General features: G+C 38.8%; 28 protein-coding genes. 16 read left to right on the forward strand and 12 right to left on the reverse strand.

What is annotated here, in order from left to right; translation table 11 throughout:
- Window positions 1–101: 101 nt before the first annotated feature.
- A complete protein-coding gene (locus HRT96_RS05310) occupies window positions 102–704 on the reverse strand; it encodes a hypothetical protein (RefSeq protein WP_293153308.1) in 603 nt (200 codons plus the stop codon).
- Window positions 705–854: 150 nt separating this feature from the next.
- Window positions 855–1532 carry a pyrimidine 5'-nucleotidase gene (gene yjjG / locus HRT96_RS05315; protein ID WP_293153311.1) on the reverse strand — a complete coding sequence of 226 codons (678 nt, stop codon included), beginning with the start codon at window positions 1530–1532 and terminating at the stop codon, window positions 855–857.
- A 532-nt stretch (window positions 1533–2064) separates the two neighbouring features.
- Here yjjG and HRT96_RS05320 point away from each other — a divergent pair.
- The 6 genes from HRT96_RS05320 to HRT96_RS05345 all read left to right on the forward strand — a co-directional run bounded on the left by HRT96_RS05320 (window position 2065) and on the right by HRT96_RS05345 (window position 6809).
- On the forward strand, window positions 2065–2232 hold the full coding sequence (locus tag HRT96_RS05320; RefSeq protein ID WP_174216915.1) for a hypothetical protein: 168 nt from the start codon (window positions 2065–2067) through the stop codon (window positions 2230–2232).
- A 1003-nt stretch (window positions 2233–3235) separates the two neighbouring features.
- A complete protein-coding gene (locus tag HRT96_RS05325) occupies window positions 3236–4039 on the forward strand; it encodes an MlaE family lipid ABC transporter permease subunit (RefSeq protein ID WP_293153314.1) in 804 nt (267 codons plus the stop codon).
- 7 nt (window positions 4040–4046) lie between these two features.
- Window positions 4047–4805, forward strand: a complete 759-nt coding sequence (locus tag HRT96_RS05330; protein ID WP_293153317.1) for an ATP-binding cassette domain-containing protein — start codon at window positions 4047–4049, stop codon at window positions 4803–4805.
- Window positions 4806–4825: 20 nt separating this feature from the next.
- Window positions 4826–5275 carry an outer membrane lipid asymmetry maintenance protein MlaD gene (gene mlaD, locus HRT96_RS05335; protein WP_006030334.1) on the forward strand — a complete coding sequence of 150 codons (450 nt, stop codon included), beginning with the start codon at window positions 4826–4828 and terminating at the stop codon, window positions 5273–5275.
- Between the two features lie 54 nt (window positions 5276–5329).
- The gene (locus HRT96_RS05340; protein ID WP_293153320.1) at window positions 5330–5989 is read left to right on the forward strand and encodes a phospholipid-binding protein MlaC; all 660 of its coding nucleotides are present in this window, start codon (window positions 5330–5332) and stop codon (window positions 5987–5989) included.
- Window positions 5976–6809: a VacJ family lipoprotein gene (locus HRT96_RS05345; protein WP_293153323.1), complete on the forward strand. Its 834-nt coding sequence runs from the start codon at window positions 5976–5978 to the stop codon at window positions 6807–6809. Before HRT96_RS05340 ends, HRT96_RS05345 begins: the two co-directional genes overlap by 14 nt.
- Window positions 6810–6817: 8 nt before the next feature.
- Here the strand turns inward: HRT96_RS05345 and HRT96_RS05350 are convergent, their stop codons facing one another.
- A complete protein-coding gene (locus tag HRT96_RS05350; protein ID WP_293153326.1) occupies window positions 6818–7282 on the reverse strand; it encodes a hypothetical protein in 465 nt (154 codons plus the stop codon).
- A gap of 153 nt (window positions 7283–7435) precedes the next feature.
- Here HRT96_RS05350 and HRT96_RS05355 point away from each other — a divergent pair, with 153 nt between their 5' ends.
- From HRT96_RS05355 to HRT96_RS05370, 4 genes are all read left to right on the forward strand, one after another.
- Window positions 7436–7753 carry a DUF6172 family protein gene (locus HRT96_RS05355; protein ID WP_293153329.1) on the forward strand — a complete coding sequence of 106 codons (318 nt, stop codon included), beginning with the start codon at window positions 7436–7438 and terminating at the stop codon, window positions 7751–7753.
- A gap of 308 nt (window positions 7754–8061) precedes the next feature.
- Window positions 8062–8733: a site-specific DNA-methyltransferase gene (locus HRT96_RS05360; RefSeq protein WP_293153332.1), complete on the forward strand. Its 672-nt coding sequence runs from the start codon at window positions 8062–8064 to the stop codon at window positions 8731–8733.
- A complete protein-coding gene (locus tag HRT96_RS05365; protein ID WP_293153335.1) occupies window positions 8733–9023 on the forward strand; it encodes a YkgJ family cysteine cluster protein in 291 nt (96 codons plus the stop codon). The genes HRT96_RS05360 and HRT96_RS05365 overlap by 1 nt, the downstream gene beginning before the upstream one ends.
- Window positions 9024–9363: 340 nt before the next feature.
- Window positions 9364–10218, forward strand: coding sequence for a sigma-70 family RNA polymerase sigma factor (locus HRT96_RS05370; RefSeq protein ID WP_293153338.1), 855 nt, complete (start codon window positions 9364–9366; stop codon window positions 10216–10218).
- Window positions 10219–10319: 101 nt separating this feature from the next.
- Here the strand turns inward: HRT96_RS05370 and HRT96_RS05375 are convergent, their stop codons facing one another.
- Window positions 10320–12458, reverse strand: coding sequence for a beta/gamma crystallin-related protein (locus tag HRT96_RS05375; protein WP_293153340.1), 2139 nt, complete (start codon window positions 12456–12458; stop codon window positions 10320–10322).
- A gap of 573 nt (window positions 12459–13031) precedes the next feature.
- Here HRT96_RS05375 and HRT96_RS05380 point away from each other — a divergent pair.
- Window positions 13032–13955, forward strand: a complete 924-nt coding sequence (locus HRT96_RS05380; protein ID WP_293153343.1) for a patatin family protein — start codon at window positions 13032–13034, stop codon at window positions 13953–13955.
- A 2-nt stretch (window positions 13956–13957) separates the two neighbouring features.
- Here the strand turns inward: HRT96_RS05380 and HRT96_RS05385 are convergent, their stop codons facing one another.
- Window positions 13958–15226 carry a D-amino acid dehydrogenase gene (locus HRT96_RS05385; protein WP_293153346.1) on the reverse strand — a complete coding sequence of 423 codons (1269 nt, stop codon included), beginning with the start codon at window positions 15224–15226 and terminating at the stop codon, window positions 13958–13960.
- Window positions 15227–15355: 129 nt separating this feature from the next.
- On the opposite strand from HRT96_RS05385, the gene HRT96_RS05390 reads away from it, so the two are divergent.
- Entirely contained in the window at window positions 15356–16354 is a 999-nt protein-coding gene (locus HRT96_RS05390) for a LysR family transcriptional regulator (RefSeq protein ID WP_293153349.1), read from the forward strand.
- A 12-nt stretch (window positions 16355–16366) separates the two neighbouring features.
- Here the strand turns inward: HRT96_RS05390 and HRT96_RS05395 are convergent, their stop codons facing one another.
- From HRT96_RS05395 to HRT96_RS05410, 4 genes are all read right to left on the reverse strand, one after another.
- Window positions 16367–17140, reverse strand: a complete 774-nt coding sequence (locus HRT96_RS05395; RefSeq protein WP_293153351.1) for a ferredoxin--NADP reductase — start codon at window positions 17138–17140, stop codon at window positions 16367–16369.
- Between the two features lie 179 nt (window positions 17141–17319).
- Window positions 17320–19392, reverse strand: coding sequence for a methyl-accepting chemotaxis protein (locus HRT96_RS05400; RefSeq protein WP_293153354.1), 2073 nt, complete (start codon window positions 19390–19392; stop codon window positions 17320–17322).
- A 490-nt stretch (window positions 19393–19882) separates the two neighbouring features.
- Window positions 19883–20830: a putative sulfate exporter family transporter gene (locus HRT96_RS05405; RefSeq protein WP_293153357.1), complete on the reverse strand. Its 948-nt coding sequence runs from the start codon at window positions 20828–20830 to the stop codon at window positions 19883–19885.
- A 254-nt stretch (window positions 20831–21084) separates the two neighbouring features.
- A complete protein-coding gene (locus HRT96_RS05410; RefSeq protein WP_293153360.1) occupies window positions 21085–21714 on the reverse strand; it encodes a hypothetical protein in 630 nt (209 codons plus the stop codon).
- A 271-nt stretch (window positions 21715–21985) separates the two neighbouring features.
- On the opposite strand from HRT96_RS05410, the gene HRT96_RS05415 reads away from it, so the two are divergent.
- Window positions 21986–22249, forward strand: coding sequence for a YdcH family protein (locus HRT96_RS05415; protein ID WP_293153363.1), 264 nt, complete (start codon window positions 21986–21988; stop codon window positions 22247–22249).
- Window positions 22250–22302: 53 nt separating this feature from the next.
- Here HRT96_RS05415 and HRT96_RS05420 read toward each other — a convergent pair whose 3' ends face one another.
- Complete coding sequence (locus tag HRT96_RS05420; protein ID WP_293138253.1) at window positions 22303–22452, reverse strand: hypothetical protein; 150 nt, start codon at window positions 22450–22452, stop codon at window positions 22303–22305.
- A 151-nt stretch (window positions 22453–22603) separates the two neighbouring features.
- Between HRT96_RS05420 and HRT96_RS05425 the strand changes: the two genes are divergently transcribed.
- Window positions 22604–23260 carry a glutathione S-transferase gene (locus HRT96_RS05425; RefSeq protein WP_293153366.1) on the forward strand — a complete coding sequence of 219 codons (657 nt, stop codon included), beginning with the start codon at window positions 22604–22606 and terminating at the stop codon, window positions 23258–23260.
- Between the two features lie 78 nt (window positions 23261–23338).
- Here HRT96_RS05425 and HRT96_RS05430 read toward each other — a convergent pair whose 3' ends face one another.
- Both HRT96_RS05430 and HRT96_RS05435 read right to left on the reverse strand, forming a co-directional pair.
- Window positions 23339–23605: a hypothetical protein gene (locus HRT96_RS05430; protein WP_293153369.1), complete on the reverse strand. Its 267-nt coding sequence runs from the start codon at window positions 23603–23605 to the stop codon at window positions 23339–23341.
- 1 nt (window position 23606) lies between these two features.
- Window positions 23607–23732, reverse strand: a complete 126-nt coding sequence (locus tag HRT96_RS05435; RefSeq protein ID WP_293153372.1) for a hypothetical protein — start codon at window positions 23730–23732, stop codon at window positions 23607–23609.
- Between the two features lie 205 nt (window positions 23733–23937).
- Between HRT96_RS05435 and tssI the strand changes: the two genes are divergently transcribed.
- Complete coding sequence (tssI, locus tag HRT96_RS05440; RefSeq protein ID WP_293153375.1) at window positions 23938–25944, forward strand: type VI secretion system Vgr family protein; 2007 nt, start codon at window positions 23938–23940, stop codon at window positions 25942–25944.
- Window positions 25944–26513: a Twin-arginine translocation pathway signal gene (locus HRT96_RS05445; protein ID WP_293153378.1), complete on the forward strand. Its 570-nt coding sequence runs from the start codon at window positions 25944–25946 to the stop codon at window positions 26511–26513. Before tssI ends, HRT96_RS05445 begins: the two co-directional genes overlap by 1 nt.
- The last annotated feature ends 1 nt before the right edge of the window (window position 26514 follow it).

A 26514-nucleotide genomic window follows, 5' to 3' on the forward strand; every position in this document is an offset into this window, starting at 1 on the left:
ACGTCCCCAATGTATCAACACATTTCAGGACAAGACATCGAATAGATGTAAAAAAGGCGAGAGCAATCTCGTCTTTTTTTATATCTAAATATGAACAATCACTATTCAAAGTATAGGCTGAATGACAAACTTATATTGTCCCAACTCATCGCCTTATCTTGCTCTTTAATCCACACATAAGATAAACCGAGAGCCATCGCCTGATCGATAAAGTACTTACCGCCGAAAGTAAATGATGTTGAATCAAGATAACTATACGTATATTGGCTATTACTAAATCCATGATTAACATTAAAATCTGCTTCAAATTCAGGGCTAGAAGAAATTTTCACACCAGCAATCACACTCGGATAAAAATCTGATTCCAGTGGTCGTGATATGCCATTCTCCCACGACTTAACGGTATTTTGAGTAAGGTTAGCACCCGCATAAAACTCGGTCATATGGCCAATATTCCTTGACGTCATTAAACCTGCGCCTAAGATCTTGGCTTTAGCTTTTACGTTCGAGCTTAGCGCGATATTACCAGTGTGATGATAAAAGCCTGTAATATAGAAATCTTCAGTGACAGCACGTTCAACATTTAGCGCCCAATGCTCCGCTCGATAACTTATCTGCGCATTATTATGGCTAAATGGTTCTGCCATGAGTGTTGGTGCAACAATAAGTAACGGTATGCTTGCAAGCGTTGAAACTTTAAACATGTTTTTTCCTTTTCTATAAACAAATTAAACTTGAATTCACGTATTAACTGTTTAACTAAAGGTTTAGCTAAACACTGAACTAGATTGATCGCTAAAAGTATATCGGCAAGCAGCCAAAAAATATAAATATTTTTATAAATACTCGCTACATTACGCCGCGAATAACAATGATTGCAACTGTGTTAATGATGTCACTTGATAGCTGGGTTTTATACCGTCAGGTAATACTGAGTTCTCACTGTTAAGCCAACAAGTATCAAATCCAGCATTCATCCCACCTAAAATATCAGAATGGGGATTATCACCAACCATCAATACTTGCTCACGTTGTATGTCTCCCATATGGGTTAACGCGTACTCAAATATACCAATATCGGGCTTAGCTATGCCGACTTGTTCAGAGATAACGAGGGGAGCGAACACATCTTTTAAGCCTGTCTTTTCTAAACGTACACGCTGTAATTCTGTAAATCCATTTGTAATGATACCCATATTTACCTTACCTGTTAATGCCGAAATAAGCTCTTTGGCACCGGGTAACAAACAACAAATATCAGCCATGGCGGTCATAAATGCGCTATTTAAAGTTTGTGTCGTCACCGCTAATTTATCAGCCCAAAATTGAAAACGACGGTTTTGTAACTGTGTCGCGGTAATGTTTCCATCTTGATAATCAACCCATAACGGTAAGTTGACGGTTTGATAATGACTAAAATCATCTCGACTGAAATCAACATCAAACCGGGAGAACATCAACTGCAAACCTTTAAATGCATCAAAATGGAATAATGTTTCATCGGCATCAAATAAGATCCATTGGTATTTCATGTAAATCACTCCAACGGCTAACCGCTACAAAGAATAAAAATTAAAAAGATGAACTTTCAGTGAAAACATCAGGTTACCTTAATCATGAGGAGGGATTATACCCAAACTACTTCAAGATGCTATATCAGAGACTCGCTGGGATGCCGAACGACGGTATCTTGGGTATATAATCGCGGAAAAATGAAATACCGCTAAACAATAAATAAAAATACCCAAAAATAAACTTGCCATAAAAGAAACACCCTGTTAGTATCAGCACAGATTTATTTAATAACAATCCTCGAATTAAAAATCAGCGATTAAAGCCTTACCTAGAAATTCCCGTAAGCCAGATTAAAAAATCCAACATATAAAGCTAAATTATTGAACAACGAAATACAGCAAATGTTGCGTGCTGTAAACACTTCTAATCAAATCAGCTATTTATAAAAGAATAAAGATAGTTAGATTTCAGAATATTATCGTTATACGGTAATGAAGCTTATTACAAATAACGCGTAGCTTAAGTTACGCCTTTATAGTGAGTTTTATTATGACTATTATTTTTAATGGTACACAGATCCAAATTAAACAACCGGTACACTCGATTTCAGTTCACAAAAACCGAGTAGCATTTACAGATTCACAAGGTGAGAAAATAGCTCAACTTGCAACCGTAAAAGAACGCCGTAACTTTATTGATATGCTAGTAAATAGCTAATTTCATCAATACCAATTCCCGATGTTTTAACTTAAAAGAGTTTTAATATCGGGATATTATTCCCCCTCCCTTCTTCATATACTCCGTCGTATTTATCTTGTCCAAAATAAAATCATCCCTATTTTTCTCTAATAAAATACATCTACATCCGTTTATTGGCTTATAACGATTGCATTAAATAAGTGATCATCTATTTATTGTGATAGGTATCAATCAGTGGCAACTAAATTGGAAAGAATAATTGGAAAGAATTTTAGACAAAAAAAAGTCAGGTTGTTAGCCTGACTTACATATAAGGGAAAAGAGGGTCGGCCAAAAAGCCTGCTCCTGTATCCGTAATACACTTCTTACATTGACTTACTTTTATCACTTACTAACTTCCTTACACTTTCTTCACTAACTCGTACATTTAATATACGCTATTCACTAACACTTACGTTTTCACTTATACGCACTTTTCACATGCGTTCTTCACTTACACTTACTTCTTCACTTACATCTACGTCTTCACTTCACGCATCTTTCACATGCGGTTTTCACTAACACTTTCTTACACGTATCTGTCACCTACGTTATTCACTTACACTTACATCTACGTCTTCACTTCACGCACCTTTCACATGCGGTCTTCACTAACACTTTCTTACACGTATATGCCACGTACGGTATTCACTTACACTTACATTCACTTACACTTACTTACATTCACTTACACTTACTTACTTTTACTACTTTACTTACTATATTACGGGAGGTAGATAGAAACAAATATTCCGGTCGACCTAATAACTAATATAGTACACCGTCATTTTTTTGCGCTAAAATTAGCTAAAATAAATTAAATAAGTGTCAATTTTCATAATAACTAGCTACTGTTCCATTTCTACTTTGACACATTAAATATTTGATAGTATTCTACATTGTTTTATTTTATGCTCGGTATTAAAATAAGTAGCAAGCATAATAAAAAATCAAACAGACTTAACGTTATTAAGGAGTACGCATGTCTCAAGCGAACATGTCGATAAACCCATTCGCCCAACTTGGCCGTGCAACACTCGCTTTACTCCGAGGTTTTGGCAAAGCTACACTCTTCCTTATACATAGTGTAGTACATATGTTCTCTCGTCCTTGGCAATGGCGCCGAGTAATTGAACAACTGTATTTTATTGGTGCTAAGTCCATCGTCGTTATCTGTGTTACCGGACTATTTACCGGTATGGTATTAGGACTACAAGGTTATTATACCCTCTCTAAATTTGGCTCAACCGGCTTACTCGGCTCTGCGGTTGCACTTACGCTCATTCGTGAGTTAGGCCCGGTATTAACCGCCATCATGATCATCGGCCGTGCCGGTTCAGCAATGACAGCAGAAATTGGCATTATGCGTATTTCTGAACAAATTGATGCGCTTAAAACAATGACCATAGATCCAATCAGGTTCCTCGTTAGCCCGCGTATTATTGCTGCGCTGATTAGTTTTCCACTATTAACGGCTATCTTCGATACTGTTGGTATCTTTGGCGGTTATCTTACCGGGTCTCAATTATTAGGCATTAACCCCGCGACTTATTTCTATCGCGTCGAAAACAGCGTTATCATGGCCGATGTCGCAGGCGGTTTTATTAAATCAATATTTTTTGCTATAACGGTAATAACCGTCTGCTGCTATCACGGTTATTATACCCATATTCGTCGTGACAATTTTGGAGCGAAAGGCGTTGGTCTATCAACAACAACCGCCGTTGTACAAGCAAGTATCCTGGTACTTGTCATTGATTATATTTTAACGACGTTTTTATTATAGGGATGCTATGGATACGCCACTGATTCAGCTTTGTAATGTCAGTAAAACATTCGACAACAACACAGTTTTAAATAACATTAACCTCAGTATTTTTAAGGGCGAAATAACCACGATCATAGGTAAAAGTGGTGAAGGTAAAAGCGTTTTACTCAAGCATATTATCGGCTTACTTAAACCTGATTCCGGCACTATACTTTTTACAGGTAAGGCCTTCTCTGCTCACAATTCTGAAGAGCAGCTTAGTTTAAAAAAGAAATTCAGTTACATGTTTCAAGATTCAGCTCTGTTTGACTCAATGACGGTATATGACAATATCGCCCTGCCCTTACAAGAAGCCAGTCAACTAACTAAAACAGAGATACAGCAACGTGTTAAAATACGCATGACACAACTCGACATAATCGGTACTGAGCAGCAATATCCCGGACAACTATCGGGTGGTATGCGCAAAAGGGTCGCGCTAGCCCGAGCTCTGGTGACTGATCCTGAAATTATCTTATTTGACGAGCCAACGACGGGGTTAGATCCGATACGTAAAAAAGCGGTTCATCAGATGATTGCAAACTATCAACGTAAACTTGGTTTTACTGGGGTCATTGTCAGTCATGAAATCCCTGAGATATTTAGTATTTCTCAGCGCGTTGCATTACTTAATAAAGGCGATATTATTTTTCAAGGTACTCCTGAACAGCTTAACACTGATGACAATCCCGTTATTTCAGCATTTATTCACGGACATGAGTCCTCACTACTCGATATCGATTAACGTAATAAATTGGAGCTATTATGAAAAAATCATCCATTGAAACTTCTGTCGGTATATTTGTACTAATCGGTATACTGTGTGTCGGTTACCTGACTATTAAACTCGGAAAAATGGAGTTACTCAGCGATAACTATTATAGCGTTTATGCCGATTTCAATTCTGCTACAGGCCTAAAAGGTGGGGCTAATGTGGAAATGGCGGGCGTAAAGATCGGTCAAATTGATAACATTGTATTGTTGCCTAATATTAAAATTGCCCGGGTAAAACTAAATATAGACAAAGAGATAACCCTCTCTGTCGATGTTATTGCATCAGTTAAAACAGCTGGATTACTTGGCGATAGATACCTGTCTCTTACCCCTGGTGGGAGTGATGAATATCTAGAAGCAGGTGATAGTATTGAAGAAACAGAGTCCGCGCTTGATATTGAAGATCTCATCAGTAAATATGTGTTTAGTAGTGAAGGTTAATAATCACTTAATAAGCACTACGCTATATTTGAACTTTGTATTATAAGGCATTCTATGAAAAAAATTATTACGTTATGTATTGCAACACTTTTACTATTAACGACTGCGGTTAATGTTAATGCGCATACTCATAACATTAACCAAGCGACGGCATTGATTGACAATGCGATGCAAGAATCTTTAAGCATAATTAATGATCCAGCTCTGACAACTGCAATGAAACGTAAAAAGCTCTGGCCTATTGTGACAAGTTATTTTGATTTCACCTTGATTTCGGAGTTAACGCTGGGTAAATTTTCTGCTGGTGCAACAAGTCCGCTGGGTGATTACAGCGATCGTCGCTTTACAGACAAGCAGCAAGCCGAGTTTACCGATGCATTTACAATTCACTTGGGAAACTTATATTTAGACAAACTCAATAACGACAGCCAGTTCTCGGTACAACTGACCCGAACATCAGCAATGAAACCAATACGTAAGATGCAACGAGCACGTGTAAACAGCTTAATTAACAAAAAAACGTCCATCGATTATTCATTAAGACTAAAGAATGATGAATGGCGCATCTATGACATTAAAGTTGAAGGTCGAAGTCTGATTAGTTCATTTCGTAAAGAGTACTCGGCAATTTTATTAAAAAATACGCCGGATGAATTATTAGCACTACTGAATGAAAAAAACTTAGCTCATACGGGTAATAATGCTGAACAATAATAAATTACGGTCTTTAGTTAAGGTGGCGCTATCGCTGCTCATTTTTGTGATGAGTGGTTGTGCCAATTCGAAACATAGTGATGAGCCTTCTTCTGTAGCACCCCTTGTATCCTCAGCGTCAGTATTTATTGAAGATGATGGGCTTTTCGATGAAAATGATGATGATGATGACTTATTCAGTGATGATAGTCCCATTGAACCGGCGCCGCAGACCGAAATATCAGATCCTTTTTATTACTTCAATAAAGCCATGTTTCATGTCAATGATAAACTGTATTTTTGGATTCTACGTCCGACCGCATTAGGTTACAAAGCGATCACACCACAGTTTTTCCGTGTCGGTGTAGCCAACTTTTTTCACAATATCACGATGCCGATACGCTTTACCAGTAGCCTAATGCAAGGCGATTTAACGTCGACAGGCACTGAATTGGGACGCTTTGCAGTAAATTCTACGGTTGGTTTACTCGGTGTTATGGATCCAGCTGCACATTACTTGGATTGGCAACCAAATAACCAAGACATGGGACTGACATTAGGAAAATACGGGATTGGCAATGGGCCCTATATTGTTTGGCCTGTATTTGGCCCTTCAACCTTAAGGGATACTGTAGGACGTAGTACCGACTATTTTCTTAGTCCACTGACCTATTTACAACCCGATAAGCTGTCAATCACGGTACAAGCTGTAGATAGAGTAAATACGATATACTTTAGCCTCGGCGATTACGAAACCTTCAAACAAGCCTACATAGATCCTTACGAACGCATGAAAGAGTTTTATATCGAATACCGTGCACAGCAAGTTGCGGAAGAATAGTGGTCGATTTAATAATGAGTAAGTTTAATGGCTTGAAAAAAACGTGATCTTAAAATTTCTATTCGAGACAACAAGTCATTCACTTCTTTGCGCCCAATATCTGCCCCTCGTACATTTTCGAGCGCTTTATTATTATAATCGAGTTCATCATCATATAAGCAGTTATCACTGATCAGCAGCCAGAGTTGCTTTACCTTATTAAACTTACTCTCTAAACTTTCCACCTCAACATTGAGCTGTTCTAGCTCTTCAATGGCTAATTTTTCCACTCGAAATCGTTGTTCACCCTTACCGACTTTAGATAAATTGACTTTATCCAACAGTACATTATAACGGTCGATGTGATCATTTAGTAAATCAATATTATGCGTATAAAGTTGATAAGCATCCTGCCAATTTTTACCACTGCAATAACTGGCCTGCGCAGTCGAGGTCAGTAGGAATAAGATTATTAATACACTATATTTCATCATCACCCCCTTGATTATGACGCATGATTTTCGGTAATATGAACATCTAATTCGATTAAAAGTGCAGACAAATTGTACTGTTCACCACATTTATTCTTTTCCCTGATATAATTAATCTATGTTATGAATTATTCCGTTATTCCTTAAAGGGTAAAAATGAAAAAAACGTTTGTATTAAACCACCCAAAAATTGTTCCTGCACGCCAAGTTGAATCAATAAAAAGCGAAATCAGAAAATACATTAAAAGAGAGCGTAACAAGGTCTTACCTAAAGGCGTTGATTACTGGGACTTTAATTGTAAGTATGGTGCAACAGAACAAGAAGCGCAGGTTATTCACCTATCAGAAATCAATAAATCAATTGATAGTGGCGACCTAAGCAAAGATGCATCTTTCTATATCGAAGTGTTGGTAAAAGAAGGCATTCGCGTGATCAGTGAAGAAGACGAAGATTTCGATTACGGCGAAGAATAATAATACCAGCAGGGAGTCTCGATACTCTCTGCTTGCTATTACCTATTACCTATTACTTATTACCTATTACCTATTACCTATTACCTATTACCTATTACCTATTACCTATTACCGCAGTACAACACCCCTTCTCTGCTAATTCAAGTTTAAACGTTTACTTAGCCTGCTAGCAAAGTAACACCACTTAGTCATAACAGCCATTGTGTTTAAATTTTGCCAACCGAATGCAAAACTACTGTTTGCGGGCGTTACCTGATAACATGGCGACCTAATTCATGCAGACCACTGCAAACATGTTGAAAAAATAAATGAAGTTACACAAGATTGATGCAGTAGATTGGTTAAAAACCCTCCCGAATGAAAGCGTGGATCTGGTTATCACAGATCCACCTTATGAGTCCTTAGAAAAACACCGTAAAATAGGCACCACAACCCGCTTAAAAAACAGTGCAGGTTCGAGTAACCAATGGTTTAGTATCTTCCCTAACAGTGATTTCCCTGCATTAATTGAACAAATTTATCGAGTACTGAAAAAAAACAGTCACTTCTATTTATTTTGCGATCAAGAAACCATGTTTGTGATTAAACCGATAGCGGAAGAGCTTGGGTTTAAATTTTGGAAACCAATTGTCTGGGACAAATGCGTAATAGGCATGGGCTACCATTATCGCGCACGTTATGAATTCATTTTATTTTTCGAAAAAGGCAAACGTAAATTACATGATTTAGGCATGCCTGATGTATTACAAGAAAAACGGGTATGGCGTGGCTACCCAACCGAAAAACCTGTGCCATTAATTGAAAAACTCATAACACAAAGTTCAAGTATTGATGATTTGGTTATTGATCCCTTCTTTGGTTCAGGCGCAACCTTAGTAGCAGCGGCCAATCTAGGCCGACAATCTGAAGGCGCTGATATTGCACAGTCTGCCCATGAGTTTGTTAATAACCGTATTAAACCGGTAGAAAAGGCATCATAATGACCATTGAAATAACCAATCTGCCAGTAACAGAAATAACCTGTTCGAACTGTGAAGCATGCTGTTGCCGCTTAGAAGTAATGCTTCTCACCGATACCGGCGTACCGAAACGTTACATATCAACTGATGATTGGGGTGGTGAAGTAATGGCGCAGGGTCATGATGGCTGGTGTGCAGCACTCGATAGAGACACCTTGATGTGCAGTATTTATGAAAACAGGCCTTGGGTATGTCGCATATTTGAAATGGCATCATTCGAGTGTATTGAAGAACGTGAAGCGCATATGTAACTATACGTAAATATATGCTCGCAATACACCACAAATATCTGTGGGGATACAATCAACCCACAGATTGATATAGAACAATTATCGATATAAATGCACTCCCCCTATACAAAATTAGTTAGTATTTACTAAAAACTGGTCTGACATCACTCCTATTTGTTTCATTCTTTTAACCTATTCACAACATAGCTCTCTTTTTATTTATATCACTATCTATATTTTTAGATTTGGAGGAATATAATAAGACAAGCTGTCACATAATAAATTTCTTCATCTGTCATAGAGTTACGTATTTTACAGGGATGAGCGAATATCGCTAATAGGATACGTTGGGGGTTACAAAATGGAATTATTTAATGAATCAAACGCATTAGACCTTTACATGCAACAAGTGAATAAAACCAGTGTCTTACTTACCAAAGAACAAGAGTACGATACTGCCATTGCTGTACATGAAGGAGACCAAAAAGCACGTCAACGTATGATCCAGTCTAACTTGCGCTTAGTGATCAACATAGCTAAACGTTATCAACATACTTCATTATCACTTGTTGATATAATTCAAGAAGGTAATACGGGCTTAATTCACGCCGTTGAAAAATTTGATGCCACCAAAGGTTTTCGTTTTTCAACTTACGCTGTGTGGTGGATTAAAAACAATATCGAACGTTTTATCATGAATCAATCCCGTACAATCCGCGTGCCAATTCATATTGGTAAAACATACAAGCGCATTCTAAAAAATGCCCGTGAAAAGGTCCTTGATCTTAAATGTAATAATGACTTAAAAAAAATTGCCATAAACTTAGAACTTGAATTAAATGAAGTTGTTAATGTACTTTCTTACTACTTCACTGAGGCCAGTCTGGATAAAACAATTGCAACTAAGAATGACTCAAATACAGCATTAGTCGATCTTATTGAAGACAGCTCTATTTGTAAACCGAATGATGAAATAGAAAAAACCGATACATCTAGCTATCTAATAGCAGTATTAAATCACCTATGTGATCGTGACAGAGAAATCATCCAACTCAGGTTTGGTCTTGGTAGAGAAGAACCACAGACGCTTAATGCCATTGGTGAGCGTCTATTTATGTCAAGAGAACGTGTACGTCAAATTATTACGGCTAGTTTACAAAAAATTAAACCCGAGTTATTAGTTAACAGCGTAAACCAACAAGATTACCTAAACTAACCAATCATATATAATCTAATAAAAAACTACATGTAAAACAGCCCTAACGAGGGCTATTTTTTTGCTCATAACAAAGTGATTATGGTTATTAGAATCACACTTTATGGTGCACTGATCTTGATACGAGATACCTTACCATCTAAGCCATTATGACGATGGAAATTAACACGTACATAATCATCACTATAGCTGTCCTCATAACTGTCTATATCATAAGTGCCCAAGATATCTTGTAATACAGTTATCTGAGTATAATCATCACCAGTATCACCATTCGGAGAATCATAGATGGTGAACTGTGTACCCGCACTAACTCCAACTAATTTAGCTGAGCGCGTTTCATCATTATCACAACTTCCTGAGTTCTTAAAATTAAATTCACGGTCATACACATTCAATGTACAGACTATATTTTGCGTCGCGTTATTCCCTTCATAAAGCATTATTTCAGGCGTTACTTCATAATCACCTGGCTTAAATACTTCAAAATATGAAATCTTCCCATCTAATCCGTTATTATGAAATGCCCACTGATTAACGGCAGCGTTACTGACATTATTTTCAAATGAATCGATGACATATTCAGACAAATTATGCTTAATCTGAATAACCGTATAGTCATCATTAGTATTACCAGAAGGACTGTCATATACGACAATCGTGGTGCCAGCTTGTACATCAACGAGTTTAGCAGAGCGTGCTTCATCATTTTCACAACCGTGCTCACCACTCGGAATATAGCGTGTTTTATCTCCGCCTATACCACAAACTATATTCTGTGTAGCTCCGTTGCCTTCATAAAAAATTACCCCGCCTTCATTCAGCACTTCCGTTATTTCCTGTACATCGCCTTGTTCAATAAAATCAACAGCGATGAAGTTAGGTTTTTTGTCTAGCAAGGTTGCAGGCATACATGTATCAATGATTCTTGGATAAAGTCCATCCCAGTTATTATCTGATGCAGCGATACCTGAATGTGGGACATTAGGAAAATGATTCATACTGAATAGTCGAGACCAGGTTTTATGTCCCAGTATATTAACCGTTGGTACACCGTATTTATGTCGTTCTTCACAACTATCATAATCAGTTACAGCCCACATGTTCTCCATGGTGACATCTTTTCTATATAACACGTAATAGTCGCCATAATCACCAGACACATCATACTTATCTATATAGAGAAGAATACGCTGATTAGCTGCAGCCATTTCTTCCAATGTCGGCCATTCTTGCTTACCATCCCATACAGGATCTCTTGGATCAAACATCATCGCAGTAAATTCAGGCATTTGATCCATCGCCTCTTTCAGCTGGTCTTTCGTTAAAACGTTATTAGTCACTTCAACATCAAAAGTGAGCACCACATCAGGGTTCGCTTTCAAGAATGGAACGATCTCATTATTCATTCTATCGATGAACTCACCCGCATTATCGGTACCATGCGTTAACTCAACTCGGCCATCTTCATACCGAATATCAATCAATAAAGAACGAACATTATGGTCACGTAGTTGCTCCGGTATATCGAGCCATTGATTCATATAACCGATTGCAAATACATAACCTTGTGAAGCATGCGCATTATGAGCGCCTACCCAGCTATATTCATTAAACGTTTTATCCGCTTTGGTCAGTAAAAATGAAGACACTTTATTATCGAAGTTAATATTGGCTAAACGAAATTGTCCTGCAGCATTCACTTCGGCACTGCTACCGTTATAATGATCATCTTGATAAATCGTCAACTTATAACCGACAGGTACAGTGACCGATGACCAAGAGTCATTCGCTTTACCGATGGATTGATGGCTTGCGCTATAGCAAGATGGAGTACCTTGAAAGTCCATCTTGTCATAAAAACAAACTAATGGATCAATGCTAAATGAAGACACTATATCGTTAAAGTAATAGTCTGAAAGGCTCGCATATTCACCCGGATAAAGTGTCCATTGTTTACCGCCATAATCATCATGTTCAAATAACGTTAACAAAGAGCCACTTGGTACTTTTACCGATGACCAAATATCATTTTCACTGCCGACGGTATGCTGTGTAGAATCAAAACAAGCCTGCTGACCCGTATAATCATCATGTTCATAGAAACATATCTGAGGGGTTGTATCGATCTGAGCGCTTACCTGCGCATTCACAAATGGTTGAAATGACAGCGCAGAAATCATTACTGCACCTTGAATAAATCTATTTTTTACAATTATTTCATTGTTAATTTTAGACATATAACTTCTCCAACCAGATTATTCGAAACAAATATAAACCGTTTATTAAGCTCAATATTTGCGACTCGCATGAATTACTTTGCACTATCTGACAAAAATGGAAGCATTAATAAAGTACCAAGTTGAGTGTTAGGAACAACCGTCTATTTAGTATTTATATTGGTGAAGTGTGAATATAGAAGATAATTAATTCATCGATAAAATACAGTGAAAATTCAATATACGAGTTTGATTAGCTAATAAAAAAGTCCCCGTAAACATCTTTAAACATTTATAAAATATGATTTATATTTTAATTTAGATAATTTAAAGAGTGACATAAAACAGTATTTAAAAATACTCAATTACACTTACCTCGATAAATCGAAAGTATCGACCGAGTATTACAAAAGCATGATAAAACAGCATTTAAAATAATTACTCAAAAGGTAGTAATTCAACTTTAAAAACAGAAGATAGCCACGATAAACGACCAATTGATAATCAATACCTATCAATATTTAACATTCAATCGATTTTGCAAATGTTGATACATACGTTAAATTTAACTCTGATCTTTTTTAGGAGTTGAATATGAACCGCATAACCCAAAATACCTTAATTAATATTGCCAGTTGCAACGCCAGCGTACCGGTCAAAGACGCGGCACTGGTTGTCGAAGGCGGTGGGCAACGCGGTATTTTTACAGCGGGTATCTTAGATAGTTGGCTAGCCAATGATTTTAACCCTTTTTCATTACTCATCGGGACATCCGCAGGTGCACAAAATTTATCAAGTTACATGACGAAGCAATCTGGACATGCGAAACGTTCGATCATGCAACTATCCAAACACCCCGAATTTTTTGATATAAAGCGCCCGCTATCCGGACGTAATACGGTGGATCTAGATTGGTATTTTGATAGAGTTAACGACCCCGAGTTTCAGCTCAATATGAACTGTGCCCAAGCACAATTGAAAAACCGTCAACTGCTCTTTTCAGCGACTAATATCAATGGATTCTGTCCCACTTTTCTTGAACCAACCGCAGATAATTGGCTCACCATGCTCAAAGCATCCAGTGCGTTGCCCTATTTGTATAAGAAAGGAGTCGCTATTGGTGACGGCCACTACGTAGATGGCGGAGTGGCATTGCCGATTCCAATTCAAGAAGCTTATCATCGTGGCGCTAAAAAGATCATTGTACTGCGCACTGTCCCTGCACATCAAAATGTACAATCTCCGTGGGCGCATAAACTCAAGTCTTGGGTATGTAGCTCACAGCGCTGTCCAAAAGTATTGGATATCATCACGGGTCATGAGAACGCCTACAATGAGGCGCTAGACTTTATACAGTCACCACCAGAAGATGCGCAGATAATTGAAATAGCCCCACCAAAAGCGTTAGCAAGCCGTATTCTTGGTAGCAGTGATGAAGCATTAGCGGCCGATTACAACATGGGCTACGAAATGGGCACGCAATTTTTATCGGGTCATCATGTAGCGTTATTTAGCTAACGCTAACGACCATAGCGATAAATATCCAAGTCACTACTATCAATATCAGGTGTAACACCGCTGATGACATCAGCAAGATAACGCGCTGAGCCACACGCCATAGTCCAACCTAACGTGCCATGTCCACAGTTAGTAAATAAGTTAGCCATCGGCGTTTTACCAATAATCGGCGTACCATCGGGCGTCATTGGTCGTAATCCGGTCCAAAATTCAGCTTTGCTCATATCGCCAGCGTTGGGAAATAAATCGTTTATCACCATCGCTATCGTGTCTTTTCGAGATTCTGTCAGGTCTAAATTATATCCTGCCAACTCTGCGGTTCCAGCAACGCGAATTCGTTGATCAAAACGCGTCATCGCCACTTTATAGGTTTCATCCATCACTGTTGATACCGGCGCTTGGCTACTATCAACAATCGGAACCGTGAGCGAATACCCTTTTACCGGATAAATAGGCATAACTAAACCTTGCGGTGACAAAATTGGTGATAACAATGCCGATGAATAACACCCCATGGCGACCACATAAGCATCCGCCGTTAATTCACCCATATTAGTGCTGACTGACTTGATTTTGTTGTCGCTATGATTAAGTTTATCGACCGTCACATCAAATTTAAACTTAACTCCCGCAGCTTGCGCTAATGCAGTTAGCTGCTGGCAGAACATATAACAGTCTCCGGTTTCATCATCAGGTAGACGTAATCCACCGACAATTTTATCTTTAACACCTGCCAATCCAGGCTCCACAGCAATACAAGCCGCAACATCTAATTCTTCATATAACGTGCCACTATCAGCCAATATTTTAATGTCTTTGGCGATTGCAGCTAACTGAGACTCATGACGGAATACCTGTAATGTGCCCTGCTGGCGAGCTTCATACTGGATGTCTTGCTGCTGACGTAATTCAATCAAACAGTCTCTGCTATAGTTAGCAATGCGCAACATCCGCGCTTTATTAATCTCATAGCTATGTTGATTACAATTGGCGAGCATTTTTGCTGCCCATAAATACAAATCGGGTGACAGTCCCGGTTTTATTTTTAACGGGGCGTGTTTTTGCGCTAGCCATTTGATTGCTTTCACTGGTATACCAGGCGCAGCCCAAGGAGATGAATAACCATAAGAAATCTGTCCGGCATTAGCAAAACTAGTTTCTTCAGACCCCCTTGGTTGACGATCAATGACCGTCACATCATGTCCGGCCTGAGCCAAATACCATGCCGACGTTAACCCTATCACCCCACAACCTAATACCATGACGTCCATTTGTTACCGACTTATCGCGAATGAATAATAGCGCCAGCATAAGAGAGTTACATTTACTTAACAATCCATAAGTATTAATATCAGCCTTTAGAAAAACTAAACGCAAGCGCGTACTCAGGATGACCATTGATGATAAAAATTAACGATAATCTATTATCCGGTTTAGCCACGTTTACCGCAGTGGCTAGCTGTCATAGTTTCACCCAAGCCGCCGAAAAACTACATATCACCACCGGCGCCATTAGCCAGAAAATAAAACAGTTGGAAAAAAATATCAAGTTAACCCTATTTCAACGCCATTCTCGCGGTATTCGTTTAACGACGGCGGGGCAGCAATTACATCAAGTCGTGGCGCAAAGTCTCACGGATATTGGTGACGAGATCCGTCAGTTACAACAAGTAAATCGACTTGATGGCGATGTACATCTTAAACTCACCCCCTCTTTTGCATATAAATGGTTAGTCCCTCGCTTAAAGAATTTCTATCAGCAATACCCCGATATCAAAATCCATACTTTTGCCGAAGGAGCATTAGTCGATCATACCGATACCAATTTTGATCTTGCTATCGATTATGGCAAAACGCCCTATCAAGCGAATGATAAAAAGATTAACGCTGAATTATTATTGGCAGAGCAGTTATTACCCGTGATGAGTCCACAATACATGGCTAATTTTGACTGGCATCTTGCTCAGGAAGTGGTGGCATCGAATGATATTAAACAGTGTAATAATAATGAACTCTGGCAGAGTATTACGCTGTTACATGATGCTATGCCCTGGCAGCACGCGGATAAAGACACAGAATGGCAATTTTGGTTACAGCAGATAGCGGGCACAACAACAGGAAGACAAACGCTCAGCAAACACGGGCATTATTTTAACCGTACAGATATGGCAATGGCGGCAGCCGCAGCTGGCTTAGGGGTTGCCTTAGCACGTTGCGCACTGTTTAATAGCGGGTTAACAGCCGCCGATTTAGCCAAGGAAGGGTTAGTCTCACCTTTCAGCCCCATAGATGCACAAGCGGGATATTACTTGATCCAGCATCATCACTCGCCCGCTATTGCGTGTTTTAAAGCTTGGTTAAAACAACAAGCCTTGAGCTCGCAACAACGTAAAAAATAAACGCTAAAATAATTACCAGTAGTTTTCAGAACTAAAGTGCCCAGCACTGCGACGTGAGTGTTTTTGATAGCCAAGTTGCTTTAACACTTCACTCGTGTCTTTAACCATACTCGGATTACCACATAAATAGAAAAAACTGCGCTCTGGGTTCAATGGCACACCAGCTACATTAACCAATTCTCCGGTCTCTAAAAACGCCGGGATCCGACCACGTAATGTCGCGTTTCTATGTTCTCGGGAAACAATCGGCACATAATGAAACTTACCTTGATAGCGTTCTTCAAGTTGTTGGATTTTATCCTGATATACTAATTCTGCCGACGTTCGTACGGCATGAACTAATACCACGTTCTCGAAACGCTGCTGCGTATCAGCTTCATCAAGTAGCGCGAGGAAAGGGCCAATCGCGGTGCCAGTAGACAATAACCATAGATCTTTTGTATAACGCGGGATCTCATCCAACGTCATAAAACCAGCAGGATTTTTCCCCACATACACGTCATCGCCGACTTGCAAACGATCTAATCGCGAGGATAATTGCCCATCAGGGACGGTAATAATCAGAAACTCCATCACTTGTTGACCCAGCGCCTGATTCGGAGAGTTAACAAATGAGTAAGCCCGACGAACCCACTCACCAGCATCATCGCGCAGTGCTAGTTTGGTAAACTGACCTGCTGTATAGCGAGAAATATCGGCGGTGACCTGTAAACTGAATTCGCTATCAGTCCAGTTAATACGCCCTGTAACGGCTCCTTTAATTAGACCATGTGGTATTTCCTTCATTACCGACCTCACAAATGTATATTATTGGTGGTAACTCCCTTAACTAAGATAAAGCGTGATACTAATTAAACTCAGTCAGAGAGTTTTTATTACGTAATAAAATTCATATTATCTAGTGTTAACCATGCTATAGATATAAATCTAATATAGGTTAACACTAAGTCATATGTCTACTTAAATTACACCAATTTGAACTGACTCACCAGCGCTGCAAGTTGTTCATTCGCGGTCGCAAGATTTTTGGTACTCTCCTTTGTTTCCTGACCATTTTTACTTAATACCAGTACCATATCTTGAATCGAATGCATATTCCGAGAGATTTCTTCCGTGACGCAATTTTGCTCTTCCGATGCGGTGGCAATTTGTGCGCTCAAATCATTAATTACCACGATAGACTGCGTCATGGAGTCTAGGTTTTCTGTGACCAAGGAAGTATTTTCCGCGACCTGCTCACAACTCAGCTTAGTCTCATCCATGATAGTTGCAGCTGTAGAAGCATCACGACGCAGCGTTGATAACATGTCATTAATTTGTGCAGTACTATCCTGAGTTCGGGCTGCAAGTGAACGAACTTCATCCGCAACAACAGCAAAACCACGTCCCTGATCTCCCGCACGAGCCGCTTCGATTGCCGCATTCAACGCAAGTAAATTAGTTTGATCGGCAATGCCACCGATAACTTCCAGTACCTCTGCAATCTGCTGAGTATTTTTATTCATGGTATGAATACTTGCGGATGCACTACCCATCTCTCGAACCAACGCCATCACACTACTTGATGCATCGATTACCGAAATTTTAGAAGCCTTAGCTTCATCATTAGCACTCAGGGTATTCGATGCGGTCTGCACCGCATTTTGCGCAATAATATCGGCAGTTGTGCTCATTTCGGTAATAGCCGTAACCGCTAACTCTGTTTCTTGGGTATGATTGTGCAAGGCTTGGCTGTTGCGTTCGGACTGCGCATGAATCTGTTGAATGCCATCCGTAATGTGATTCGATGCCTGAGATATATCCAGCATCATCGTTTGCAGATAACTAATAAAGGTATTAACTGACCGACTGATATCCGCCAACTCATCATCCGATACAATCTCAAGTCGCGAGGTTAAATCGGCTTTACCGGTAGATAAAGTGTCGATACGTGTTTTAAGTACCACCAATTCTTTAACGATCTTGTTCACGATCCAAACTGATATAAACACCGCTAATATAGATAATACGCCGGCAACACCAATGCTGCGTGATACTTCATGATCGAAAATAGCAGCGGTTGCCTGAGTTAATTCTTCTTGAATTGAAGTGATCTCACTTTCATAAGCACCTGTTCCTATAACCCAACTCCATTCTGGCATTACCTTACGGACATAACCTATTTTATTCTCCAGCAGTCCAGTTTGTGGATTCTCAAACTTCATCGGTAAGAATGCATCCGTCTTACCGATTAAACTGGTCACTGCGTTTCTGGTATTTGTCACTGTCTGGCCAACAAGTGATTGCTGCGGATGAGCGAGGATCTTACCGTTAGCGTCTTGGATCCAAAAATAACCACTGTTACCATACTTAGCCGCGATAATATTTTTAAGCGCAATATCAATCTTATATTGTTTTAAGGTGCTGACATATTCACCGGTGGCAATAACTAGGTTTAGTGGTTCAAAATAAAAGGATACTGATAGTTTTTCTTCGACCTTCTGGTAAGCCGGATTGGTGAAATAATAATGACTAAAACCTAAATCTTGCGCTTTAGCAGCCGCCACTATATTACGGGCATAAAAAGTACCCTTTTCGTCAGTAGAATCATAACTACTACTACCGATAATACCGCTGTTTACGCCATTCGCCATATTAACGATAGTGTCAGCATCATAGGCAAAAATATACCGACCATTATCCCATCGGTAATTATTAATAAATGCATAAATACTCAGCCTAGCCTGATCGGGTGACGCACTGCTGGCATATATATTCGAGATAGTTTGTCTGAAAGTATTAATCTCTGTACGTAATTCGGCTTTGATGTTTTCAACTTTAGATTGTTCATAAAGCCCAGACAATGACAAAATTATCGTGTCAACCTGTCCTAATAAATTTTCTTTAATTAAATTCTCAGCTTTCGCGCTAATGTTGATTTTTTCTTGCTTAAGTACCGATTGTTCAATATCTAATATACTGAAAGTAAAGAAGCTACTGACAGCGAGTAAAGCCACGCATATCGTTGTGATTAACTTTGTTTTTATTGTTAATTTCATTATTATTTTATTTTCCTGATGCTGCTTGCAGCCAATGTTAAATTTTTAACTTCAGGAAAGTAACACGCAGAATACTTTGACGTTGATCACAATTATAAAACATTTTATATACTTTGACAGACCTCACGTTTCATATGAAAAAACATATACCCTCGAGTGAATATCAAACAAAAAGTGGTCAAATACCGACATAACCTTACTAAAATCAGTGTTTTAAACTTTATTTATCAGGTGATTAATTATAGCTTACGAGTTATAAGTTATAAGTTTACGGTATTTCCTATTTACCCCCTTGCTCCAATAATATAAACAGAGGTAATAACAAGGGGCCAATATGCTTATTAACAAACTCATCATGCTACTGGTATGTTTATGCATATTATTGTCAGTCTTCACGACTGGATTAACGTCATCAGCATTAGATCTCGTCGCATTTTCTTTATTGATAACCTATCTATTAAGAAAAAAGAAAGACGAAAAAACGATACTGTTACATAAAAAATAAAATATAAGTCAACGAACTAACACTGATCACGATCCAAAGTAACACACCTAATAGTAATGGTTTTACACCTGCATCTCTTATTTTTTGCACTGTGATCCCCGCACCAATCAAAAATAAACACATCACTAATACTTGTTTAGAGGCACTAAAAATACTTTGATATAGCGGCTGGTAATCCGGCAGTACATACGCAATAAAGATGGCAAAACAATAGAATAAGATGAAAAATGGGATCGTTAATTTTTTACTGTCACCTTTAAATAATAAGGCACTGATAAAAGCCACCGGTACGATCCACAATGCGCGCGCCAACTTTAATGTTGTCGCCGTTAATAATGCTTCATCGCCATAAGCAGAAGCGGCACCGACAACAGATGACGTATCGTGAATTGCAATCGCACTCCACACACCAAAGGCATGTTGACTCATGTCCAATAGGTGACCAATCACAGGAAAGAGAAATAAAGCCACAGAGTTAAGAATAAATACGGTCGCTAACGCTAATGATGTTTGATCATTTTTGGCATTAATGGCGGGCGCAATAGCAGCAATCGCACTACCACCACAAATCGCCGTACCTGCAGAAATTAAATACCCCGTCTTTTTTTCAATTTTAAATGCTTTAGTCAGGATCCAGCCAAGTATTAACGTACAAAAAATCGAAGTAACGATAATGCCCATCCCATCTTTGGTCGCAACAATCGCTTCTTCTAAGTTAATACCAAAGCCTAAGCCAACAATAGAGTAAGCGAGTGTTTTTTTAGTTATCACGCTTAAATTAATATGTTTAGGCACTAAACCTAGTGAGGCTAGCGTAAAACCCAGCACTAACGCTACGGGCGATGAGATAAGCGGTGTTAAACATAAAAAGCCAATAACAATAAATAACAAATTTGTTTTTTGAAATGAATAATGGGCAAGTGATTTAAACATAAGAACTCTCTATTTATAAGAGTCATCAGTATAACCTGTCATCTTGGTTAAAAACATCAGAATGAAGTTAACATGATGTTCATTTAAATTGAACATCAATGAATAATATCACAATTAAGTTGCTCACAGTTTTGATGTTTAATTGACAGCAAGCGCAAACAATAAAATATTAACCGCCATTGAGCTTAATGCATTAAGAGACGAGTTTGGAGGCAATAGACATTACGCTTTCCATTACAGGTAATGAATAATGCTTAATCAAGATGAGGCAGGCTACGGACATAACCAATTGAGCTGAAAAACAATAACGAATAGCCTAATAATTCAATACCTTCTTCAACGATATCTTTGGCTAAACGGATATAATTATCAGCAAGGACCGTTTTCCACAACTCTCCCATACCAAATAAGCGCGAAAAAATAAGGATGATAACTAAAGCTGTAACAATACTTTGAAAATCACGATGACGAGTAAACTGAGCCAATCCTTCCAATGTGCCGCGGTTATTCCTTGATGCATACAAACTGCATGTTACAAAAACCAATAACGCTGGGTAAAGCCAAAATCCATGCACAATTTGATCAAAAAAACCATCTAACTCACGAATCAGCATACAAGTGAAAAAGCCCATGACCAGCACATGAAAACGACGATTACCTTTATCTATTTTTACTGCATAAGCAAAACTACACGCAACTGACAAAATCAATATTTGCTGATAATACTCAGTTAAAGAGCGCTCACCAACACCGTGTTCTAATACCATCACATCCAAAAATATAGTTAAACACACAACCGCGACAATCAGTATTAATAAAATAAACTGTACTATTTCTTGTTGAATAATTTTGATTGTAGGCGAAGAGGAATAATGAACAAGCATAATAAGCTCCATTGAACTTGAATTTAGTATCGCCCCGGTTTACGTAGCATAGATCAGGGCAAAAAAATGAGTAATATACTGCATTTTCAACTAAATACAATGAAAAATATTAAACATTGCAGTGGACTGGTATATTTACCAGTCATGCGCCTATCTCGTTGTTAGTGCAAAAATTATCTGTAACCACGATTAAAGTCAACTTTCATAAATAGTGGGGTGCTATAGTAATAAGCTAGTTATAGACATTTATTTTCACTCTTGAGGAAATCTTATGCTAAATGAAAATCATGCACTTATTTTTGACTTTCCAGAACTAAAACAAGATATAGTTTATTTGAATTATAAAAATGAAACGTTTAGAGAGAAATCAAAGCAATATCATTTACTCGATTACGATATTCGCCAATTAGAAATAAATGGCAGTCCGACTGGTGATGAGCACATGACACAATTAAAATTACAACGTGCCAATTTAAAAGATGTGTTATATAAACAACTAAAACAACACCATGACGAAGTCATAGCGGCCTCTTAAAATAACGAAGCGGATCTTATGGTTCGCTTTTTAATCCAATCAATTAAAATGACTTATGCTTCAATTTGTAGTAAGTCCATCACCATTAATTTACGAATAACGCTAACGTACATAATGTTAATTTTTGCTAACTTAGTAATTTTAGTTAACGAGTGTCCTTCACGTAATAACTTAATAATGTATTGTACTTGTTCTCTATCCATAATAATTCCGATGACTATATTCAAATTTAACACCATACGTTAAGAGCAACTAAATACAATAATTTATCATAAAATCAACCAAAAACCAGTAAATATACCAGTAAATATACCAGTAAATATACCAGTGTAAAAAGAACAAAGGAAACCCTCAATGTCACTGCCAATTTTATACTCATTACAAAACTGTCCTTACGCGATGCGCGCACGACTGGGGTTATTACTCGCCCAACAAGCCGTGATGTTACGTGCCGTGGTAATGAAAAATAAACCGGCTGAAATGCTCGCGGTATCACCGAAGGCGACAGTACCAGTATTAGTACTTGATGACGGTACTGTTATTGACGAAAGTTTAGACATTATGATTTGGGCGCTACATCAAAGTGATCCATTAGACTTACTACACAAAAGTGAGCCTGAAGCATATCCAGCCATGCTCGCCCTGATTGACATTCACGATACCGTGTTTACTTCAGCATTAAGTAAATACAAATACGCGGTACGTTACCATGCAGATGATGAAGTTGAGTTACGCAGACAATGTGCAGTTTATGCAACCATGCTCGAATCGCATCTAAGCCAACATGCTTATTTAATGGGTGACAAAGTCAGTTTGGCTGATTACGCAATTTTACCGCTCATCCGTCAGTTTGCCCGTGTTGATCGCCAGTGGTATTTGCAAGCCCCCCTACCACACTTACGTAATTGGCTAAATAAACATTTACAAGATCAACGCTTTGCTAAGGCAATGGCGAAATACCCGCAGTGGTTAGAGACTAACGAAGAATTTTTATTTGGACATGCCGACTAAAAAAGGACAAGCACGATATCGCTCATGCTTGTCCTTATCATTAATACGAATATTTTCGCATCTGGAATGAATGGCTAATTAAGCCACGTCTTTCACTATATGCACATCACTTACTTGAGTGTTCGTTTTATCTGTTTTAGCTGCTAACGTTTTGGCTGATTGCTCTGCTAATTCCGCTTCTAACAAATGCAGGCGCTTGGGTACTAAACGATTTAATAACGCCTTTGCCAACAAGCGATATTTAACCGCTTTAACAACAATACCACAATAATCGTTTTCTAAACGTTGGAACAATTCTTCCATCCACAGGCTAAAGCGACTGATTTTTTGCTCTGATTTTAACATCTTACTGGCAAGTGTCGGGGTTAGTGTCTATATACACTTGGGCAACGTCGCGTAAAGCAGCAGACCAACCATAGGGACCAGTAGTGAAATCACGAACGCGGCAAACGATATCAAAAGATTTAAACATAAATTCACCTATAAAAATCCAAGTTATTTAATATTTATCAGTGTTGAATGAATTCGTCAGAGGTAAGTATACAATCTAAGGCAACGCTCACAAACGCTTACATAAAAGGAATCCAGCATTATTTTTTCTTATGTTAGGATTTAATGCGAATTGATATAACAAACACTAACCATCGCATGGTAAAAAATAGTAACGAGAGTCCATTATGACAGCTTCAGAATATACTCAAAAACACCGGCCAATACGGGCTAAGTTAGACGGTAAAGGCCCTTATATTGTCACCGAATTAACTGTTACAGAACAAATATTTTCACGTTCCTATTATGCCACAGTATTAATATCCAAAGACAAGATATCAGAATCCTTATTAGGCAAAGCGATTGCTCTCAGCTACTCACCAGGTCTCGAAGGAAACAGAAAAGAAGCACGCTGTTTTCATGCATTAGTCTCATCGATAGAAAGTCTCAGTTTTGATCCTGTAAAAGCGCTTTACACCTACCGTATCGAAGCGATAGATCCATTGTCCGTATTTAACTATCGCGTATCGAGTCGTACTTTCCAAGACATGACCAGTAAACAAATCATTGAAAAGGTCTTGTCCGACTCCGGTTTAAAAAGCTATTTCAAACTATCAATGCGTAGTGCTGGTATTAAGCACTCCTATTGTATTCAATTTAACGAAAACGATTACGATTTCCTAAGGCGAATGATGGCAAGTGAAGGTTGGCATTATCACAGCGATCATAACGGGAATCAGCCGTATATTATCATCGGTGATAATAATCAAGACTTTGCAAATCTAGATAGCAGCAAAATTCCGTTCATTACCGGTGCGAAAGATAAAACACACGCCATCATACATTGGCACGTACGTAGTATCCTTGGCGTAAGCAAATTATCACTTGGCGATCACAATGCCGAACTCGCCGAGTGCCTTTCGAGTGGTAATAGAACAACGACCAATAGCGTTAAAAATAATGCCTTAACACAATATTTTTTTGGTCAGGGGCATAACGATAAAAATACCATCAGAGATTCAGCTAAGCGTCAGATGGAAAGCATCGATACACAAAAAATCAATATTACAGCACAATCATCCATCCCGGCATTAGGGGCTGGATTACGTTTTACACTAACTGACCACAGTGACTGCGAGCACAATCAAGAATACGTGGTAACACAAGCAGAACATCACTTCTCAGCAACAGAAAGCGGTCATAAAACCGAATACACCAATACATTTCAATGTATGCCTGCATCCATTTTATGGCGTCCACCCTTCTTGCCAAAACCACAAATCCACAGTGTACAAAGCGCAGAAGTCACCGGGCCAAGTGGTGAAGAAACAAATCAAGATAAACAAGGGCGAATTAAAATCCACTTTCATTGGGACTTGCAAGGTAAAAAAGACGAAAAAAGTTCGTGCTGGGTACCAGTTTCTCAAGCCTCTGCCAGTAACGGATTTGGCGTACAATTTATTCCTCGTGTTGGTGACGAAGTATTAATTAACTTTATTGATGGCGATCCTGACCGCCCTGTTGTTTGTGGCTCTATCTACACAGGGAAAAATAAACCGCCCTACAGCGCAGCAACACAATCAGGGATCAAAACCAGAAGCACACCGAAAGGTAATGCCAGTACTGCGAATGAACTCAGATTCGAAGACAAAAAAGATAAAGAAGAAATCTTTTTACAAGCCGAAAAAGATCTGACCATCAACGTAAAGAAAAATAACAAAAAGACCGTCACTGGTACGTCGTTATTAACCGTCGAAAAAACAATAAATATCAGCAGTAAAGAAGCGACAAGTCTGGAAAGTAAAGATGCCTTATCAACTAAATCTGTAAAGGATACGAATATAGCGTCAGATGCGAACATCAGTTTAGATGCTGGTAAAAATGCCAACATGAGTGCAACTTCTGCGATCAAGATTGATGGTCAGACAATTGAATTAAAAGGTAAAACAAAAATAAAATTATCCGTCGGGGGTAGCAGTATCGAAATAAGTCCAAGCGGTATAAAAATAACGGGCCCACAGATCGCAATCGAAGGACAAGGTAGTGCGACCCTCAAAGCCACTATCGTCACTGTCGAAAGCAAAGCAAAAACAGATATTAAAGGTGCACTAGTCGGCATTAATGGCAGTGCAATGACACAAATTAAAGCAGGGGCCATGGTTCAAATACAGGGCGCGATTACAAAGGTAAACTAATGCATTATTTAAAGATCCCACACCAGCATGCACAAGACATTTTATCTTTGTATGAAGCAAGTGATGAAATAACCGCGCTCGCAGCGCAACATCTTACGCCCGCAGCGGTCATCGATATGGCAATTGCAGCTGAACTCTTTGCTGATACCGTCTTATTCCTTGCGCATGCATTACCGGTTCGAGAAGCAATCTGGTGGGCATGTTGCTGCGCAAGTCAACGTAGCGACTGGAATGAAGACGAAGCCAATGCGATTCGCTCTGCCAAAGCATGGGTTCATGAACCCGATGAAACAGCACGTCGATTTGCCGAAGATATGGCAAAAAAAGCAGACTTACAAACTGGTGCTGGTTGGGTTGCTCAGGCTGCATTCTGGAGCGGTGGTAGTATGACGGCTCCGAGCGAACCCATTGTTCAGCCGCCTGAATACTTATATTCACAAGCAGTCGCAGGTGCGGTTAACTTAACTGCAGCCCTGCCTGATGGCGAGCATGCCACAGAACGATATGAACACTATTTTAAACTTGGATTACATATTGCCCAAGGTGGCAATGGTAAGTTAGGAGAATAAT

The sequence above is a fragment of the Moritella sp. genome (genome assembly GCF_013215705.1).
GTDB lineage: Bacteria > Pseudomonadota > Gammaproteobacteria > Enterobacterales > Moritellaceae > Moritella.